Here is a 15,206-nt window from a genome sequence, read left to right as displayed (position 1 = left end):
CATGCAGTTCTAATGGGGATTATTAACAGATGAAACAGATGCGCTTATCAGCAGTCGCGCTAGGGTGTGCCGTGTCCTTGTCGGTATCGGCACAACAAGACAATACCAGTATCGAGCAACAAGCTTCGCCGGACGTCGAACGCATTACCGTATATGGCCGGCAGAACCGAGTCGTGATGAACTCAGGTCTGGCGACTAAATCCGATATGTCACTCATGGAAACACCTGCGGCTGTGGTGGTTGTGGATGAAGAGTTAATCACCACACAAGGGGCGACAGAGCTACAAGCACTGCTGCGCAACATCAGTGGTGTGACCCAGGCGGGTAACAACTATGGTATCGGCGATAATATCGTGATCCGTGGTTTGGGGGCGAACTACACTTATGATGGCATGTATGGTGGCGCCGGACTGGGGAATACCTTCAACCCGACGCGCTCACTGACAAATGTCGAGTCGGTCGAGGTATTAAAGGGCCCTGCAACCGGGCTGTATGGCATGGGCAGTGCGGGCGGCGTGATAAATCTTATCGAGAAGAAGCCGCAGTTTAATGCCAGCCACCAATTCAGTGCAGAAGTCGGTCAGTGGGATAGCTATTCCTGGGGCATAGACAGCACTGCGGCTATGACAGACAAGCTGGCCTATCGTTTAGTGGCCAAGCATGCCAGAAGCGATGGCTATCGCGACATAGGCACCGACAGGGACGAGGCTTACGCCTCATTGAAATATCTGCTCAGCGATGATCAGGATATCATGTTCAGTGCGGCCTATATCAAAGATGCGATAGCGGTGGATTCTATCGGGCACCCCATTCGCATCTACAATGCGGCGTCGGTAGGCGGAAAACCCGCAGGAGAGGTGAGCTGGCAAGATCTGGTCAACGACCCATCTGACGCCGGATTACAGCTCACTGAAGCCCAACGCCAACAGCTGGCCGACTCCCTCGCTACTGGCGATGGACTGACGCCCTACGCCTTCGGTGAGGCGGGGATCATCTCCCCCATGGCGAAAGACAACGAGGGCGAGGAGCTAAGGTTTAAGCTGACTCACAACATCTTCTTCGCCGATAATCTGTTCCTTAATCAGCAGTTGCAGTATCGCGACTATCAGTCAGGTTTTGCCCGCCAGACCGGGGCGTATAACTATGTGTACTGGAACCGCCGTGGAACTATCAATGCCGATCCTCGCGCGCCATTAGTTGTCGATGATGTGCTTTATCCCTTTGCCGCCCGTCGTCAGGAATATCGCCAGGTTGAGGCCGATGAGACATCCTGGCAGTACTTTGCCGATCTGCGTTATGACTTTTCCTTTGCCGGTATTGATAATGAGCTGTTAGTTAACGCAAATTTTGAAGATAGAAACATCCGCTTCAAACAATATTCCATCTATGATGCGGATAAGGTGATTAAGAATAAAGCGGGTGAGGTGATCTACCAGGGACAGTTACCTTACATTTTTGACATCCGCTCACCCAATTGGGCCCAGGGGGCGTTTGAAGATTACGATCCGCTGATGACCAGTAACTATGACAAGAAGGTGCAAGCATGGGGCTTGGGGCTGCAACACGTGGGTTACTTTGATTTCGGTATTACGACGCGTGTGGGCATCGCATTCAATGATATTTCCCAACGCTATGAACATTATGGTGTCGATGCGCGTTACAGTGCCAGCCGTGCAGAACCGACGCCTGAAGCCGATACCTCAGACGATGGGGTGACCTACAACTTGGGCGTCACCTATATGCCGAGCGAAAACCTGTCGTTCTTCATTAATCACTCCAAAGGACGCACCGCTTATAGCATATTGGGTAGCCTGCAAGGGGATGGCACGGATCGCGAAGACTCTGAGTCTATCAGCAATGACCTTGGCGTGCGATTTAAGGCATTTGATGATCAGATGCTGGCTTCAATCGTCCTGTTTGAGAGTTCGCGTACCAATCTGCAATACAATAACAAGGATTACGAAGCCGGGGTCTCAGGCCCAGATGTGCCGCAATACTTCTATGATGGCAGTGAAGAGACCAAGGGTGTTGAGCTCGATCTGAATGCGCATCTCAGCGACCGCTGGTCGATTAACCTCAATGGTGTCTACCAGGATGCCAGGGACAAACAAGATCCCAATAGCAGTAGTTTCGATAGTCGCCAGAAAGGGGTTCCCTATGTGACGGCAAGTACCTGGGTCACCTATGGTGCCGACTGGTTTAATTTGCCCAATGCGCTCAATATCAGCCTGGGGGCAAAATATGTCGATGATCGCAGCACACATTCCTCATCATTTGGTATCCCAGATGGCTACGTGCCTAGCTATACAGTGATGGATGCGGCGGTGAGTTATCAGGCCGACAATTGGCAGGTACAGCTGAACGTCAACAACCTGCTGGATGAGCAATACTATGAAAAAGCCATGTTCCTCGGTGGCATGCCGGGCGCCGAGCGCAATGCCAAGTTAAGTCTAAGTTACCGCCTATAGCTCTTGTCTATAGCTCTCGTCTATAGCTTTCTTCTATTATCTTGCGTCTATGTCGACGCGCAATAAAAAACGCAGCCTTGGCTGCGTTTTTTATTGGGTAAGGGCAGGTGTTATTTGCCCGGCAGGTATTTAAATCTCGCCATCTGCTCGCCGTGGTGCTCGATGATCTTCGCTACCTGCTCGTCGCTCAGTACCTGGCGCCACTGGTTCTTGCTGCCCTGGCGGAAGAAATACTTGGCATTTTCATGCTTCTCCACAAAGCCGCGTTTGCTTTCCTGGGCCTTAAGCTGGGCGAAGGAGGAGTGCTTGATGGCGTTCTTGAGGCGATTGGGGTCTTTCTTCAGGCCGAGGAAAGATTCTATCTTGCGAAACACCTTCTTGGGGTTATCTAAGATATCTTCGTAGCGCAGGACAAGCTTGGCATCCTCAGGATCTTGCGTCCAGCTGGAGACATGCATAGACCAGGAGGTGATCACCTGAGGCACATTTTCGGGTTCGTTAGGGGTGCCTGTCATCTCCTCGGCCATGTAGGCGATAGTCTCATCTATGCTATAACCGAAATAGTTGGCCATAGAGACGGTGACGTCCAAGGGATTGCGCACTATGTAGATGGATCCCGAGGTGACCGAAGAGTTATGCAGTGGATATTCTTTATAGGTGCCCAGGTAGTTATGGGTCTTCACAAAGGTGGTGCCCTGGGCCTGCATGGCGATATCGGCCTGCACCGTGGGCCTGAGGGCACAGATCTCCTCTAGGCTAAGGTCCGTCGTCTGGCGACCATCTTGCAGGTGCGCTTGAAAGCGGTGCGCCGCCGACTCCGCGGTCGAGATCTTGTGCATGGTGTTGATGTCGATCCCTTGCTCGGTGTTTTGGATATAGTTTTCAAGGAAGGCGCGAACCCAGGTGTTGCCCGATTTGGGATAGGAGGCGACCCAAAGAATATTCCCCATCAAAAAGTCCTTTCTTTGTTCTTGTGACTAGCTGGACGTATACGTGTCCGGGTACAAGCATATGAAACTACCGATTCGCCGGGCAAATGGCAAGGGAGGGCCAAAACTCTCTTTCGCCTCATAGTTGGTGTATGGGGGGCGGTAAGAAGAGCTGGATTGGTTTCGTCGCTAAGAGTCGCTATGCTGGAGATCTTGTGGAAAAAATTTAGGCAATGGAGTCAAGCATGTTACGCCAATTCATTCATCAATCCTGTTTGCTGGGCGCCCTGGTAGCCCTTAGCACTAGCCAGAGCCTCTGGGCCCAGAGTGAGGGGCTGTCGCAGTCGGTTAAGCAAGCCATGCCAGCGTTCTCCAGCCTCTATCTGGATCTGCATCAACACCCGGAGCTCTCCTATCATGAGAAGCGCAGCGGCGAGAGGATGGCGGCCGAGTTCGAAGCCCTGGGTATAGAGGTGACTCAGGACTTTGGCGGCCATGGTGTGGTGGGGATCTACCGTAACGGCGAGGGGCCGACTGTGATGATCCGCGCCGATACCGATGCCCTGCCGATAGTCGAGGAGACGGGCAAAGACTACGCCTCCAAGGTCACCACCATAGACGCCCAAGGCAATTCGGTGGGGGTGATGCACGCCTGCGGCCACGATGTGCATATGACCAATCTGGTTGGCACGGCGCAGCAGTTGATCAAGCAAAAAGATCAATGGCAGGGCACCTTGATGTTGGTGGCTCAGCCAGCCGAGGAGGTGGGCGGTGGCGCCAAGGCCATGCTGAAGCAGGGGCTGTTTAGCCAGTTCCCGACCCCAGATCATATCCTTGGCCTACATGTCAGCGCCTCTGTGCCTGCCGGTAAGGTGGCGATAGCGCCGGGTTATGCCCTGGCGAACGTGGACTCCGTGGATATCAGGGTTAAGGGACGCGGCGGCCATGGTGCCTATCCTCATACCACGGTCGATCCTGTGGTGCTCACGGCGCGCATCGTACTGGCCCTGCAGACCATTGTCAGCCGGGAAGTCTCGCCACTGGCACCCAATGTGATCACCGTAGGCTCCATTCACGGTGGCTCGAAACATAACATCATAGGCAATGAGGTGAAGCTACAACTCACGCTACGCTCCTATGACCCTAAGGTGCGAGAGCAGCAGATCGCCGCCATTAAGCGCCTCACTCAGGGGATCGCCATCAGCGCGGGCTTGACCGAGGCCGAATGGCCAGAGGTGTATGTGCATCAGGAGGAGAGTATTCCGTCGACCTACAACGACCCCGCGCAAACCGCTAGGGTCAGGGCGAGTATCGCCAAGCAGCTGGGGGAGGACAATGTTTGGGAGGCATCGCCTGTGATGGCGGGCGAAGATTTTGGTCTGTATGGGCTAACGCCGGCTAAAAGACCTATTACCCTGTTCTGGTTGGGCGCCGTGCCTGTGGCCGACTATGACGCCAGTCAGGCATCGGGCGCGAGTCTACCCTCGCTGCACTCCAGCAAGTTTGCACCGGATTATCCTGCTACCATAGAGACGGGTGTTCAGGCGATGAGCCGGGCGGCGCTCGATCTTTTCAATCACGAGTGATTCAATTGCTATTGCTGTGACGCATAATCAAGGGGCTGGTGGTCATCAGCCCCTTGGCATTTAGCTAAGGCAGTGTCGGTGTATCGAAGCCGTAGCTAGCCAGAATTTTCTGTCCTTGAGGCGACAAGATGAACAGCGCCAGTTCGGCGGCGTGTGGCTGTGCATCCTGAATTACGGTCAGGCCGTAGTTTGCGCCGACACTCAGGTTATCCGGTAGCTGGACTATCTTCAGGGGCTTAACTTCCTTCTGCGCCAACACGGCGTTGGTGCAGTAGGTGAGGAAGATATCCGCTTGCTTGTTCTCCATCACCCAGCCATAGGGGTTGCGGCCTTTTGGCGGCTTGGCGCTGTCAGGGCCTCCCGTGAGCTGCAGCGCCTTGGTCTCGAGCTGCTGCTGGGCGCCTGGCGATAGGTGTTCGGCGCGCTCGAAGACCTTAAAGGCATAGTCGCCGGCAGGGTCGGCCTTTGGCGTAGAGGTACCAAGGCGTATCTTGCTGTTTAGCATCTGGGTGAGCAGGGTGTCGCTGGTGAGCGCCACTTCCGGCTGTGCCAGTGCGCAGAGCTTGTTGCGGGCAAACATCACCACATCGCCACTGCGAGATGCCTTACTCAGGGTCGTAGGGTGTTTCATGTTAGCCGAGGCGAACAGATCCACCTTTTCCCCCGATTCGATACGCGACCTGAGTAGTCCCGAAGGGGCAAACTGAGGCGCAACCTCGCTATGGCTCTTGGCCTGATAGGCACCTATCACCTCTGTCATGGCCGCCTTGAGGCTGCCGGCGGCGCGAAACTCTATGGGCGCCTCGTGGGCGACTACCTGAGTGCTTATTCCAGCGATGAAAAGCGTGCCGAGAAACCACTGATATTTCATGATTAAAAATCCCTGTTCGTCATAGTTGGGCCTATCAAACCCGAGTTTTACTCTCTGAGCAATAGGGGAGTTTGGCAGGGCATTTAACTTGCTACAGGGATCGCTGAACTAAGGCTGTGGCGAGACAAAATGTCGCGCCTTAACGCTTGTTACCTCTTTGGCGTCTGTTACCTCTTTTGCGCTAGCCACATCTTGGGGCTTGAGATCCCTGCGCGGCTATCGCTTTCTCATGTGGGACACGAGTGAAGGGGACGAGTGTGGGGCACGCATCTAGGGTGTGAATAAAATTCGTACAGAGATCCCATAAATGACTCCTCGTTGTTGCTTTGTCTAAGGGGGTGACTATATTACGCGGTCTATTAAATTTTTGCTTTATATTCAGTTGTTTAATATTATTTTGCGCATTTTGTGCTAGCGTTAAGAGAGAGTTGGTATGTTTACATTTTCGACAAAAAAAACACTTATGGCATTTATCGGGGTAACACTTGTTGCGGGTTGTGCGACGGGTAACACGCCTGAGGCGAAGAAGGCCAACGCGCGCCAGGAGACCCAGGAGGCTCTGGCCAGTATCTATGCGCAGCATCCCGCTGCTAAATCGGCCGTGGCCAATTCGATCGCCCATGTGGTCTGCACTGGCAGTAACAGTTATCTGTTTGCCTTGTCTACGGGTGGTGGAATTTGTGTACTCAGTGAAGGGGGCAGCAACAGCTACTATCGTTTTGCAACCGGTGGTGTGGGAGCGGGAATAGGTTGGAAGCAGATGGCCTTCGTGCAGGCGTTCATGAAACCTGATGCGCTACAAAGGTTTAAGGACTCGGGTTATGAGGGCCAGGCTCAGGCCGAGGCCAGTGCCAAATACAAGGAAAATGATGAGCAGATGTCGGCCAATCAATCTGTGGATCTCGACGGGGTGAAGACTTACCAGGTCAATCTGATGGGGGCGGCGGCTCAGGCGACGGTGCAAGGCTATAAGTATTGGCCAACCGACTTCAGCGAAGATTTCATGCAAAACCGGGAGTGATCTCTGCCTTGCCGAGACAATCGCCAGCGCGTCTGGCGATTGATGCTAGCCTGACGATTCGTTAGCGCTTAGTAGAGCAGCAGGCCGATCATCCGGCCGAAGAAAAATGCGGTGAGACACAAGAGTCCCAATAATGCCAGAGCAACGAGTGGTTTTAGTAATTCGGGGGTGGCGTCCCATGCCTTGAGTAGTGAGTTCATCCTTGTTTCCTTATGCCAATTTCCTATGCCAATTTATGCTTTCCATTTCGCTTATCCATTAGCCTTCACCGACGCAGTTTAGTCTAGTGAGCGATCGATGCAACAGGCCAAGCTTGGATTTGGCCTTAGCCTATAGCCAGTCATAGCATAATCGCAGATTGTGACACAATAAAGTCGCAGGCACTGCCTAAGCTTTTGCTCAAGCCGTTGTTCAAGCCATCATTCAGTCACTCAAGCTATTCAAGTCATTGACTGTGTGAGGCAGAAGTCATGTCAGTGGCTGACCTGACTCGGTGCGAAAAAGCTCTCTCTTATCCTTTCTGTCTCACCGCTGGCACGCATTCTCTCCAGTTCGTCGGCCAGGGCATGAGCCTTACTGCCGGGCATCAAGAGCCGTCTTCTGTTGGCGATGGAGTCGGCTTGGCCGGGATCGTAATCGGGATTGGGTGAGGTCTTAAAATAGCGACTGGCCCGTGAAAATCCCAGGTACATGTCGCGCATCGGTTCACAGCATTTGGGGTGAAGCTTGAGCTCTGGATGAGGATGGTGTGCCAACTCATACCTTATTGTTGTCTCGTCATAGCTGAAAAAGTCCCCCTTACCCGTGCTCAACAGCTCAAAGGCCTGAGCGGCATCCATCTCGGGGGGGCGGCGTGTAATGACCCCCTTGGGAATGCCATCGAGATCATAGCCGCCGGGAGAAATGAGCAGCACGTAGGGGGTGGTGACAAGATCATTGAGTGAGCTTATTTCCTCTATTCCCGAGTGGCTGATCCCCGTGTATCTCTCGAACAGACCATTGGCAATGAAGTAAGCATAATGATTACGCTTTTGGGTAAAGCCAAAGCCAGGGTAGAAATCCACCTTGCCTAGCCGCAGCGCCCTGAGTATTCGCTTCTTGGGTGCCCTGTACACCTTGAGTGAGCAACCAATTCGCTCGCTGGCTAGCTGATAAAGCGCAAGATAGAGCCCCTGATTATCCGGCTCGGCATGTATGTAGGGCAGGCGCTCACTGGTGCGATAGCCCATGATGAGTTCGCAGGCGTTGCTATTAACGCTAAACAGTATCAAGGCCAGGGCGGCGAGCATGAACCTGGTCTGGCTCATAGCAAGTTTCAGCCATGATGTTAACCCAGGGCTGGCAATCGAGACGTTTTGTGAGCGCTTGGCGAATACCATGGGGCCATCCATTTAAGTTTACGATTCCTTTAGCCACTGCGAATGGTTTTAAACCAAGACTAAATATTTTTACCTTACTTCGCAAACGGTTAGCTATTTCATTATGACTTTGCCGCCGATAATCTTAAAAGCGGGTACGCCTCTTATCAAGGTGTCACGGGCAAAGCATTGCTCACAGTATGGACAGTGACAGGGCGTATGAGTGTCGTCCTCAACGATGCGCTCCTTGAAGCATTTGACCAGGGCGCCTTTTCCTCCTTTTCGATATTTGAACAGGCGCGTCTTGCATTGGGCGCAGTAAATTTCGACGCTGCGGCTGGGGGCTTTCTTGTTGGGGCGGGCCATGGCTATTCTGTTATTTTTAGTGGTTAATGTTGAAGCTACTAGAGAGTGAATTGTTATTGTATTGCAATCTTATCCGTTAAGCGAAACAGAAAGGCCCTGGGGTAAATACCACAGGGCCAGATAGCTATCATCGCAGCGGGAGGGAACCCTAGGTCGTTTGAAAGTGATCGACCATGGTTTTTAGTTCCAGGGAGAGTTGGCTCAACTCAATACAGGCCTGGGCCGTCTGGCTGGCACCCTGAGCAGCCTCTGCCGAGGAGACATTTATTCGCTCTATGTTTTGGCTGAGGTTTTCGGTCACCGAGTTTTGTTCGCTACACGCGCTGGCGATCTGAATGTTCATCGCTGCAATCTGTGCAACGGCGACTTCGATTTCGCTTATCTTATCGCCGGCTGCCAGGCTCTGTGACACACAGCGACGAATCATCTCACAACTTTGTTTGGTGGCGCTGCCGGCCTCGACGGCTCTTTGTTGCAGTTTCTCGATAATCTCCACTATCTGACGAGTAGAATCTTGAGTCCTGCCGGCCAGGGTTCTCACCTCGTCGGCAACTACCGCGAAGCCTCTGCCTTGCTCGCCGGCCCGAGCGGCCTCGATGGCGGCATTGAGCGCCAGCAGGTTTGTTTGTTCGGCGATACTGCCAATCACGTCTACGACCATGGAAATACTGGCAGAGTCCTTCTCCAGTTGCGCCACCATTTCTCCGGCCTCGTCGATCACAGTGGAGACCCGTTCGATGGCCTGGATATTATGTTTGACCTCTTGGTTGCCTCGGTCGGCAAAGTCATTGGCGGCGTTGGCCGATGTAGAGGCTTCCTCTGTATTCATGGCGACTTCATTGACCGTGGCCTGCATCTGCTGCATTGCCGTGGCGACCATGGTGATTTCACTTTGCTGCGCGGCCATGCCTTGAGAAGACTGGGTAGAGATGGCGCTGACCTCTTCGATAGAGGTGCTTAGCTGCTCTACCGCGGCACTGATCTGAGTTACCAAGGCCGTTAAATTGTTTTGCATGCTGATACAGGTATCGGCTAGTTGACCGAATTCATCTGTGCCTATCTGCTTGCGATCTATGTTATAGGTCAGATCACCACTGGCAATTGCCTGAGCCATCTGCATCACGGCATGCAGCGGTGCGCGAATCTGCCTGCCCAGTAGAAGTGTCATCAATGCCATAAGTACAAATACGGCGGCGATACCTATATAGGTTTTAATGCTGGTGCGACTCACACCTTCTAGGGTGCTGACTCTGTCGGCTTCGGTACGGGTCACATTGATAGCGGTGAGCTGGTTTAGGGCTTCTTGCATCTTGTTGAACTGCTTGTATGAACTGAGCAGGTAAGTGTTTGCCCCGGCTAAATCTTGTTTCAACACTATCTCGTTAAAGCCACTCTGGGCGGCGAGGTAATCGCGCCAATGTGTTCTTGCCAGTATAAACGCCTGACGCTCGGCGTCGGTTTTAATGGCTTTCTCGTAGGAGTCGATCATCCTAGTGACATCTTGGATCATATCGTCTGTCGTTTGCATCCAGCTCGTCATTTCGGGGTCGCCAATACTGGGAAGAAAACTGAATTGATCTCGGCGAATGAAGATAGTGACAAACTTAATTTTCTCGACCAGCAAGACGTTGGGCAGCACCTCATCCGTCAGGGTGAGAATATTGTCACGTGTTTGATTGAGTCCCGAAATTAGCATCATGCTGAGAGCCACTATGGCAACGGCGATACAGCTAAAGGCGAGCGCTATCTTGTGATTAACGGCTAGGTTTTTAAGCTTGAACATGCGCTGATAACCTCATTGATAAATTAAAAAAAGCCTTCGACGGGGCGAAGGCTGGGCCAAAAGGTAGTCGTACAGCGTTAAACGAACTCGGAGCTGACCCTAAAAGGTGGTCATCGACTATCGAATGAGGGTGGCGTCCGATAGCCGATTGACCACACTGGCGGTTAGAAATAGTAGGCCATACTGATGTTGATACGCTTGTCCCAATCGTCACCCATTTCGGGTAGGCCGACATGGTCGTTGTTGGCGGTAGAGAAGGTCATGTTTTTACCCATGATGAAGTCGATATGGGTGTAAGTTGGGCCGGCCGATAGTGCGGCACCTAAGACGTTCTGCATACTGTTGTCGTAGGTCTCGTCTTCAACGTCAGGTGTCATCAGGCCGAAATCGTTGTAGAACTTGATGCTGCCCCAATCGGTAGGGATGGTCTTAGCTATGTTCAGGTTATAGATCTGCCCCTTTGAAGCCACCTCGTACTGCCAGCTCACCACAGATACGGCAATCTTGTTGTCATCGACGGCATCGGCTGCATCAAACTCATATTGCATCGCCTGCAGTTGAATGTTCCAGCCATCGAATACTGTGTTGAGGTGGGCGGCGACGGCGTAGCGATCGCCGTTATTGCCGGTCTTGGCGTTGTAGATTTGACCGGCCTCTAAGGATGCACCCAGCGTGGTGGTGCCGCCCTGATGTTCGAAGGTATAGGTCTGGCGCAGGTTGATCTGATTGGTCTCTTCGTTGTTGTATTCGGTACCGTTAATGGTGCCTGTGTAGAGATCGGCCGCATAACGCTTGTTTTCGGTTGGACCGTACTCGGCGCCTTTGTAGAAGGCCATGTCGGTATGCCAGCCATTGCGCTCGAAGGTGGCTTTTACGCCGATGTCATAGTCATCTTCGAAGCCCAGGTAGTAGGGCAGGCCGAACCAGTAACTATTTGAAATATAATCTCTGTTACCGAAAGGCACCTGGTTGATACCCATCTGAAGTTGCCACTCTGGGTTGAGATCATAGAAGGCGTAGCCATACTTGATGTAGTTGGTGCCAGAGGTGAAACGATAGTCTGATTTTAATCCCCAGTTTCCTAGCTTGCCGTCGAATCTTAGCGAGGCCATGTCGAATGAAAAGTCGCCGCCTTTATCCTTAGAACTCTCGCTATAGTCTTTATAGGCATAGTTAACACGCACGGCGCCGTGAATATTAATGCCATCCTCTTCGGCAGCAAAAGTATTGAAACTACTCAGTGCCATGGCACTGGCTAAAATAGAAAGGCAAAATGTTTTTTTATTCATCATCATATTTCCAAATTAATTATTTATCTGTGTTGCAGTGTGTTTACTTATTACTTTTTCTTTATTGATATAAGAATTTATATATATCCTGTTGTTTTCAAAGTGTGTAAAGCCTCCTTACCTGAACTCAGCAAGAGTGGTAATGATTTATAGATAGTGTTATTTCTTGATTGATTAATGTTCTGGTTAGCTATTTATTAATCTATTTATCCTTGTTTTTAATATGGATATGGTTTCGTCATGAAATACCTATTAAAAGTCGGCTGCACTGGTTGTTTCTAGTGCCAGTCCCTTGGTTTCGGGCGCCATAAAGACAGATACCAGCAGACCCAGGAGCGAGATCGCCGCGCCAACCAGCAGGGTGGCCGATATGCCATAGCTCGCCATAAAGAGTGGCAGGCAGTAGGTGGAAACAATGGTGCCTATGCGGCTGAAGGACATCACGGCTCCCACCGCCGAGGCGCGAATCTCTGTCGGAAACAGCTCGTTAGGGTAGAGCCACTGCAGGATCCCCGGGCCGCCAGAGAAGAAGGCATAGATGGCAAACGCCGCCACAATCAGCCAGATGCTGGGGTTGTTGACCACGCCAAGCAATGCCAGTGCCGCTGTCATGATGGCAAAACTGCCGATGAGTAGGGGGCGACGGCCGATGGAATTGAGCCAGTACATGGCCGGAATGCAGCCCGCCATGAAGAAGATACTGATGACAATATTACCCAGGGCCGCATCTTTGCCGTCGGTGAAGCCCAGCAGTTCGATGATCTCGGGGCCAAAGGTATATATGGCGAACATAGGGATCACTTGGCAGGTCCAGATGATGCCGACAAATAGGATGCGTTTCAGATAAACCGGCTCAAATAATTTGCTGTATTTGGTTTGCTCCGCCGTTTCAAAATTCAGGCTGATATCTTTGCCGAAAAACTGGTTCATCACCTGTTTGCACTCCTCGGTGCGTCCCTTCTTCAGCAGCCATCTTGGGGATTCCGGCAGATGGAATCGTCCGAGTAGGATGACTAAACAGGGGATGACGGCACTGCCAAACATCCAGCGCCAGCCGTCTTGCACATCGTACAGCAGGTAACCCACCATGTTGGCGGCCGTCGCGCCCACATACCACATGGCGGCGATGAAGCCCATGGTGAAGGCGCGCTGTTTGGTTGGCGAGAATTCGGCAACCATAGAGGTGGCGATGGGGTAATCGGCGCCGATGACGATGCCGATGAGGAAGCGTAGTATCACCAGTTCTATGGGAGAGGAGACGAACATGGTTGCGAAGGAGAGGACGGCGATGGCGATGATGTCTATCATGAACATCAGTTTGCGTCCGAACAGATCGGCGACATAGCCAAATAGCGCAGTGCCGATAAACAGGCCGACTAAGGTTGCGGCGCCGACGAGACCGATCCACTGGGCGTCCAGTGCTAGGGCGGGGGTTAGCTGTTGTAAGGCTAACCCAATGATGACTAAGACATAACCATCGAGGAATGGACCACCACTTCCCCATAACATTATTTTTTTATGAAGCGGAGTAAACTCCAAATCATCGAAACTCTTCTTTGATTTCATGCTTCTAACCACCGACTTAACTTGTTAATTTAAATCACAACCAATTGGGTTGTGTCAGGCGTTAAAATGTACATAGGTTTAAATTTGTACATATGATCTTTTTTATAATCTGTTGCCTGCGCTGTTATTTTATCTGGTTTACATTTTGTAAACGGTGATGTAACCAAGTTTTCTGTTCAGTTTTAAAGTCTGTTAATTGTTAATTTATAACTTCGTGATCGGTGTAGGGCTTTGGTTATTTTTTATCGCGCACAATAAAATAAATTTTATTGATAATGCCGGGTTTAATATTCAGCTGCCTGAATAGTCGACATTCATGACGGTATTATTGGCGCGATAATAACGATTAAAGACTCTAAATATATAAATCCATTTAATATCGTGTTATCCGTAACGGTATTCGATGCCGAACGTTCCTCTCGGGTACTCCCACTTCTCTAGAATGGTCTCGCCGCAGAGAAACTTGCAGGTGCCGCACTCCAGACAACCGGCGGAGTCGAAACGTACACTACCGTCTTGCTCCAGTTTGTAGAGACCCGCGGGGCAGGCGTTTACCAGCTTGCGATACTCCTGGATATTGGGATTGTCTTTTAAAATGATGTGCGGGTGTCCCTCATCGACATAGAACTTATTGACACCCAATTTCACGTCGACATTGACTGCTTCGGTCATATTGATGTGACTCCTTTATAACCATCTTTGATTAGGTTCATGAACCCCACCTCTTTACAGTGCTTGAGCAGGGTCTTGCGCAGCGGCTGGGCAGGGGTTCCGTCTATGATGAACATCTCGTGCATGATGTCGGCCACCATCTTTGGATACTGATTGAAGATGCGTGGCGTCTCCATGAAGGCGGGGAGCTGCTTGTACAGCTTCATGTCCTTCATCAGGAAACTCTCTTCCAGCAGGCTCTGGTAGCTGCTCAGGCCCTGGGCCGAGAAGTCTTGCTGGGCGCGTGCCGCGAGTACTGCCTTGGCCGCAGCCTCTCCAGAGGCGATGGCGAGATCCATGCCGCGCACCGTATAGCCTACGTTGAGACAGAATCCGGCGGCATCACCCGTGATAAGCACGCCATCATCGACCAGCTTAGGCACCATGTTCAGGCCTGCCTCGGGCACCACGTGGCCTGAGTACTCCAGCAGCTTGCCGCCTTCGATGAGCGGCTTGATGAGCGAGTGATTCTTAAAGTCTTCCAGCATCTGAGGTACGCTCTTATCCGATTCGCCTATGCCATGCAGGCCACAGACAATACCCAATGAGATGCTGGTGCGGTTGGTATAGATAAAGCCGCCGCCCATCAGGCCGTTAGAGGGAGAGCCGGCAAACAGCCAGGCGGCACCTTCGTCATCCTGCAGGTTAAATCTGTCTTTGATCACGGCTTCAGGCAGTTCGATCAACTCCTTCACGCCAACCGCCATGGCATCGGCGCTCACCTTAGGTTTCACCATGCCTAACTGTTCGCCCAGCACTGGGTTGACCCCTTCGGCCAAGATCACTGCCTTTGCCGTGAGCTCGTCGCCATCGGCTTTGACGCCGATGACCTTGCCATCCTGGGTGAGGATCTCATCGACACGAATGCCGGTGATAAATTGTGCGCCCACCTCTTCGGCCTTGCCCTGTAGCCATTGGTCAAACTCACCGCGTAGCAGGGTGTAAGACTCCTGCACCGGGCTCTGATCGCGGCCATTGTGATAGTCCAGGGTGACGCCGGTATCATCGGTCAGGAAGGTGACCTTTTCCTTGGTGACCTTGCGTTCTATGGGGGCCTCCTTGGCAAAGCCTGGGATGATCTTTTCCAGGCTATGGGCGTAGAGGCGGCCGCCCGTCATGTTTTTGCTGCCGGCGTAATTACCACGCTCGATCACCAATACATCGGCGCCTTCTTTGGCCAGGACATAGGCGGCAACACAGCCTGCGAGTCCGGCACCAACGACGATCGCGTCAAATGCTTCTTCTGACATATCTAGTC

The 15,206-nt window shown here is 52.1% G+C and carries 13 protein-coding genes; 3 read left to right on the top strand and 10 right to left on the bottom strand.

Annotated elements, in window-relative coordinates; all coding sequences use genetic code 11:
- The first annotated feature begins 29 nt into the window (after positions 1–29).
- Positions 30–2,468 carry a TonB-dependent receptor gene (locus L2731_RS01820; RefSeq protein ID WP_249251583.1) on the top strand — a complete coding sequence of 813 codons (2,439 nt, stop codon included), beginning with the start codon at positions 30–32 and terminating at the stop codon, positions 2,466–2,468.
- Positions 2,469–2,578: 110 nt separating this feature from the next.
- Here the strand turns inward: L2731_RS01820 and L2731_RS01815 are convergent, their stop codons facing one another.
- Positions 2,579–3,418: a sulfotransferase domain-containing protein gene (locus tag L2731_RS01815; protein WP_239851621.1), complete on the bottom strand. Its 840-nt coding sequence runs from the start codon at positions 3,416–3,418 to the stop codon at positions 2,579–2,581.
- Between the two features lie 224 nt (positions 3,419–3,642).
- On the opposite strand from L2731_RS01815, the gene L2731_RS01810 reads away from it, so the two are divergent.
- On the top strand, positions 3,643–4,983 hold the full coding sequence (locus L2731_RS01810) for a M20 metallopeptidase family protein (RefSeq protein WP_249251582.1): 1,341 nt from the start codon (positions 3,643–3,645) through the stop codon (positions 4,981–4,983).
- A gap of 64 nt (positions 4,984–5,047) precedes the next feature.
- Here L2731_RS01810 and L2731_RS01805 read toward each other — a convergent pair whose 3' ends face one another.
- The gene (locus L2731_RS01805; RefSeq protein ID WP_239851617.1) at positions 5,048–5,854 is read right to left on the bottom strand and encodes a molybdate ABC transporter substrate-binding protein; all 807 of its coding nucleotides are present in this window, start codon (positions 5,852–5,854) and stop codon (positions 5,048–5,050) included.
- Between the two features lie 433 nt (positions 5,855–6,287).
- Here L2731_RS01805 and L2731_RS01800 point away from each other — a divergent pair, with 433 nt between their 5' ends.
- A complete protein-coding gene (locus tag L2731_RS01800) occupies positions 6,288–6,875 on the top strand; it encodes a lipid-binding SYLF domain-containing protein (protein ID WP_041509233.1) in 588 nt (195 codons plus the stop codon).
- A gap of 68 nt (positions 6,876–6,943) precedes the next feature.
- On the opposite strand, the gene L2731_RS19520 is transcribed toward L2731_RS01800, so the two are convergent.
- The 8 genes from L2731_RS19520 to fixC form a co-directional block, all read right to left on the bottom strand.
- On the bottom strand, positions 6,944–7,075 hold the full coding sequence (locus L2731_RS19520) for a hypothetical protein (protein WP_258406098.1): 132 nt from the start codon (positions 7,073–7,075) through the stop codon (positions 6,944–6,946).
- 273 nt (positions 7,076–7,348) lie between these two features.
- Complete coding sequence (locus tag L2731_RS01795) at positions 7,349–8,182, bottom strand: type 2 periplasmic-binding domain-containing protein (RefSeq protein WP_239851615.1); 834 nt, start codon at positions 8,180–8,182, stop codon at positions 7,349–7,351.
- Positions 8,183–8,347: 165 nt separating this feature from the next.
- Complete coding sequence (locus L2731_RS01790; protein WP_239851613.1) at positions 8,348–8,599, bottom strand: hypothetical protein; 252 nt, start codon at positions 8,597–8,599, stop codon at positions 8,348–8,350.
- A 148-nt stretch (positions 8,600–8,747) separates the two neighbouring features.
- A complete protein-coding gene (locus L2731_RS01785) occupies positions 8,748–10,382 on the bottom strand; it encodes a methyl-accepting chemotaxis protein (RefSeq protein ID WP_239851611.1) in 1,635 nt (544 codons plus the stop codon).
- A gap of 164 nt (positions 10,383–10,546) precedes the next feature.
- Positions 10,547–11,674, bottom strand: a complete 1,128-nt coding sequence (locus L2731_RS01780; RefSeq protein WP_249251580.1) for a hypothetical protein — start codon at positions 11,672–11,674, stop codon at positions 10,547–10,549.
- 249 nt (positions 11,675–11,923) lie between these two features.
- Positions 11,924–13,180 (bottom strand): MFS transporter, encoded by a 1,257-nt coding sequence (locus tag L2731_RS01775; RefSeq protein WP_239851607.1) that lies wholly within the window; start codon positions 13,178–13,180, stop codon positions 11,924–11,926.
- Between the two features lie 441 nt (positions 13,181–13,621).
- Entirely contained in the window at positions 13,622–13,909 is a 288-nt protein-coding gene (locus L2731_RS01770; protein ID WP_041509237.1) for a ferredoxin family protein, read from the bottom strand.
- Positions 13,906–15,198 carry an FAD-dependent oxidoreductase FixC gene (fixC, locus tag L2731_RS01765; RefSeq protein WP_239851606.1) on the bottom strand — a complete coding sequence of 431 codons (1,293 nt, stop codon included), beginning with the start codon at positions 15,196–15,198 and terminating at the stop codon, positions 13,906–13,908. Before fixC ends, L2731_RS01770 begins: the two co-directional genes overlap by 4 nt.
- Positions 15,199–15,206 lie beyond the last annotated feature (8 nt).

Origin of the sequence: Shewanella aquimarina, assembly GCF_023349185.1 — a bacterium.
Classification (GTDB): domain Bacteria; phylum Pseudomonadota; class Gammaproteobacteria; order Enterobacterales; family Shewanellaceae; genus Shewanella; species Shewanella aquimarina.
This window is presented reverse-complemented; position numbering and strand designations above follow the sequence as displayed.

Excerpts from the sequence above, each read along its gene's own strand:
- L2731_RS01820 (WP_249251583.1), top strand. The coding sequence starts at position 30 with ATGAAACAGATGCGCTTATCAGCAGTCGCGCTAGGGTGTGCCGTGTCC.
- L2731_RS01815 (WP_239851621.1), bottom strand. The coding sequence starts at position 3,418 with ATGGGGAATATTCTTTGGGTCGCCTCCTATCCCAAATCGGGCAACACC.
- L2731_RS01810 (WP_249251582.1), top strand. The coding sequence starts at position 3,643 with ATGTTACGCCAATTCATTCATCAATCCTGTTTGCTGGGCGCCCTGGTA.
- L2731_RS01805 (WP_239851617.1), bottom strand. The coding sequence starts at position 5,854 with ATGAAATATCAGTGGTTTCTCGGCACGCTTTTCATCGCTGGAATAAGC.
- L2731_RS01800 (WP_041509233.1), top strand. The coding sequence starts at position 6,288 with ATGTTTACATTTTCGACAAAAAAAACACTTATGGCATTTATCGGGGTA.
- L2731_RS19520 (WP_258406098.1), bottom strand. The coding sequence starts at position 7,075 with ATGAACTCACTACTCAAGGCATGGGACGCCACCCCCGAATTACTAAAA.
- L2731_RS01795 (WP_239851615.1), bottom strand. The coding sequence starts at position 8,182 with ATGAGCCAGACCAGGTTCATGCTCGCCGCCCTGGCCTTGATACTGTTT.
- L2731_RS01790 (WP_239851613.1), bottom strand. The coding sequence starts at position 8,599 with ATGGCCCGCCCCAACAAGAAAGCCCCCAGCCGCAGCGTCGAAATTTAC.
- L2731_RS01785 (WP_239851611.1), bottom strand. The coding sequence starts at position 10,382 with ATGTTCAAGCTTAAAAACCTAGCCGTTAATCACAAGATAGCGCTCGCC.
- L2731_RS01780 (WP_249251580.1), bottom strand. The coding sequence starts at position 11,674 with ATGATGAATAAAAAAACATTTTGCCTTTCTATTTTAGCCAGTGCCATG.
- L2731_RS01775 (WP_239851607.1), bottom strand. The coding sequence starts at position 13,180 with ATGTTATGGGGAAGTGGTGGTCCATTCCTCGATGGTTATGTCTTAGTC.
- L2731_RS01770 (WP_041509237.1), bottom strand. The coding sequence starts at position 13,909 with ATGACCGAAGCAGTCAATGTCGACGTGAAATTGGGTGTCAATAAGTTC.
- fixC (WP_239851606.1), bottom strand. The coding sequence starts at position 15,198 with ATGTCAGAAGAAGCATTTGACGCGATCGTCGTTGGTGCCGGACTCGCA.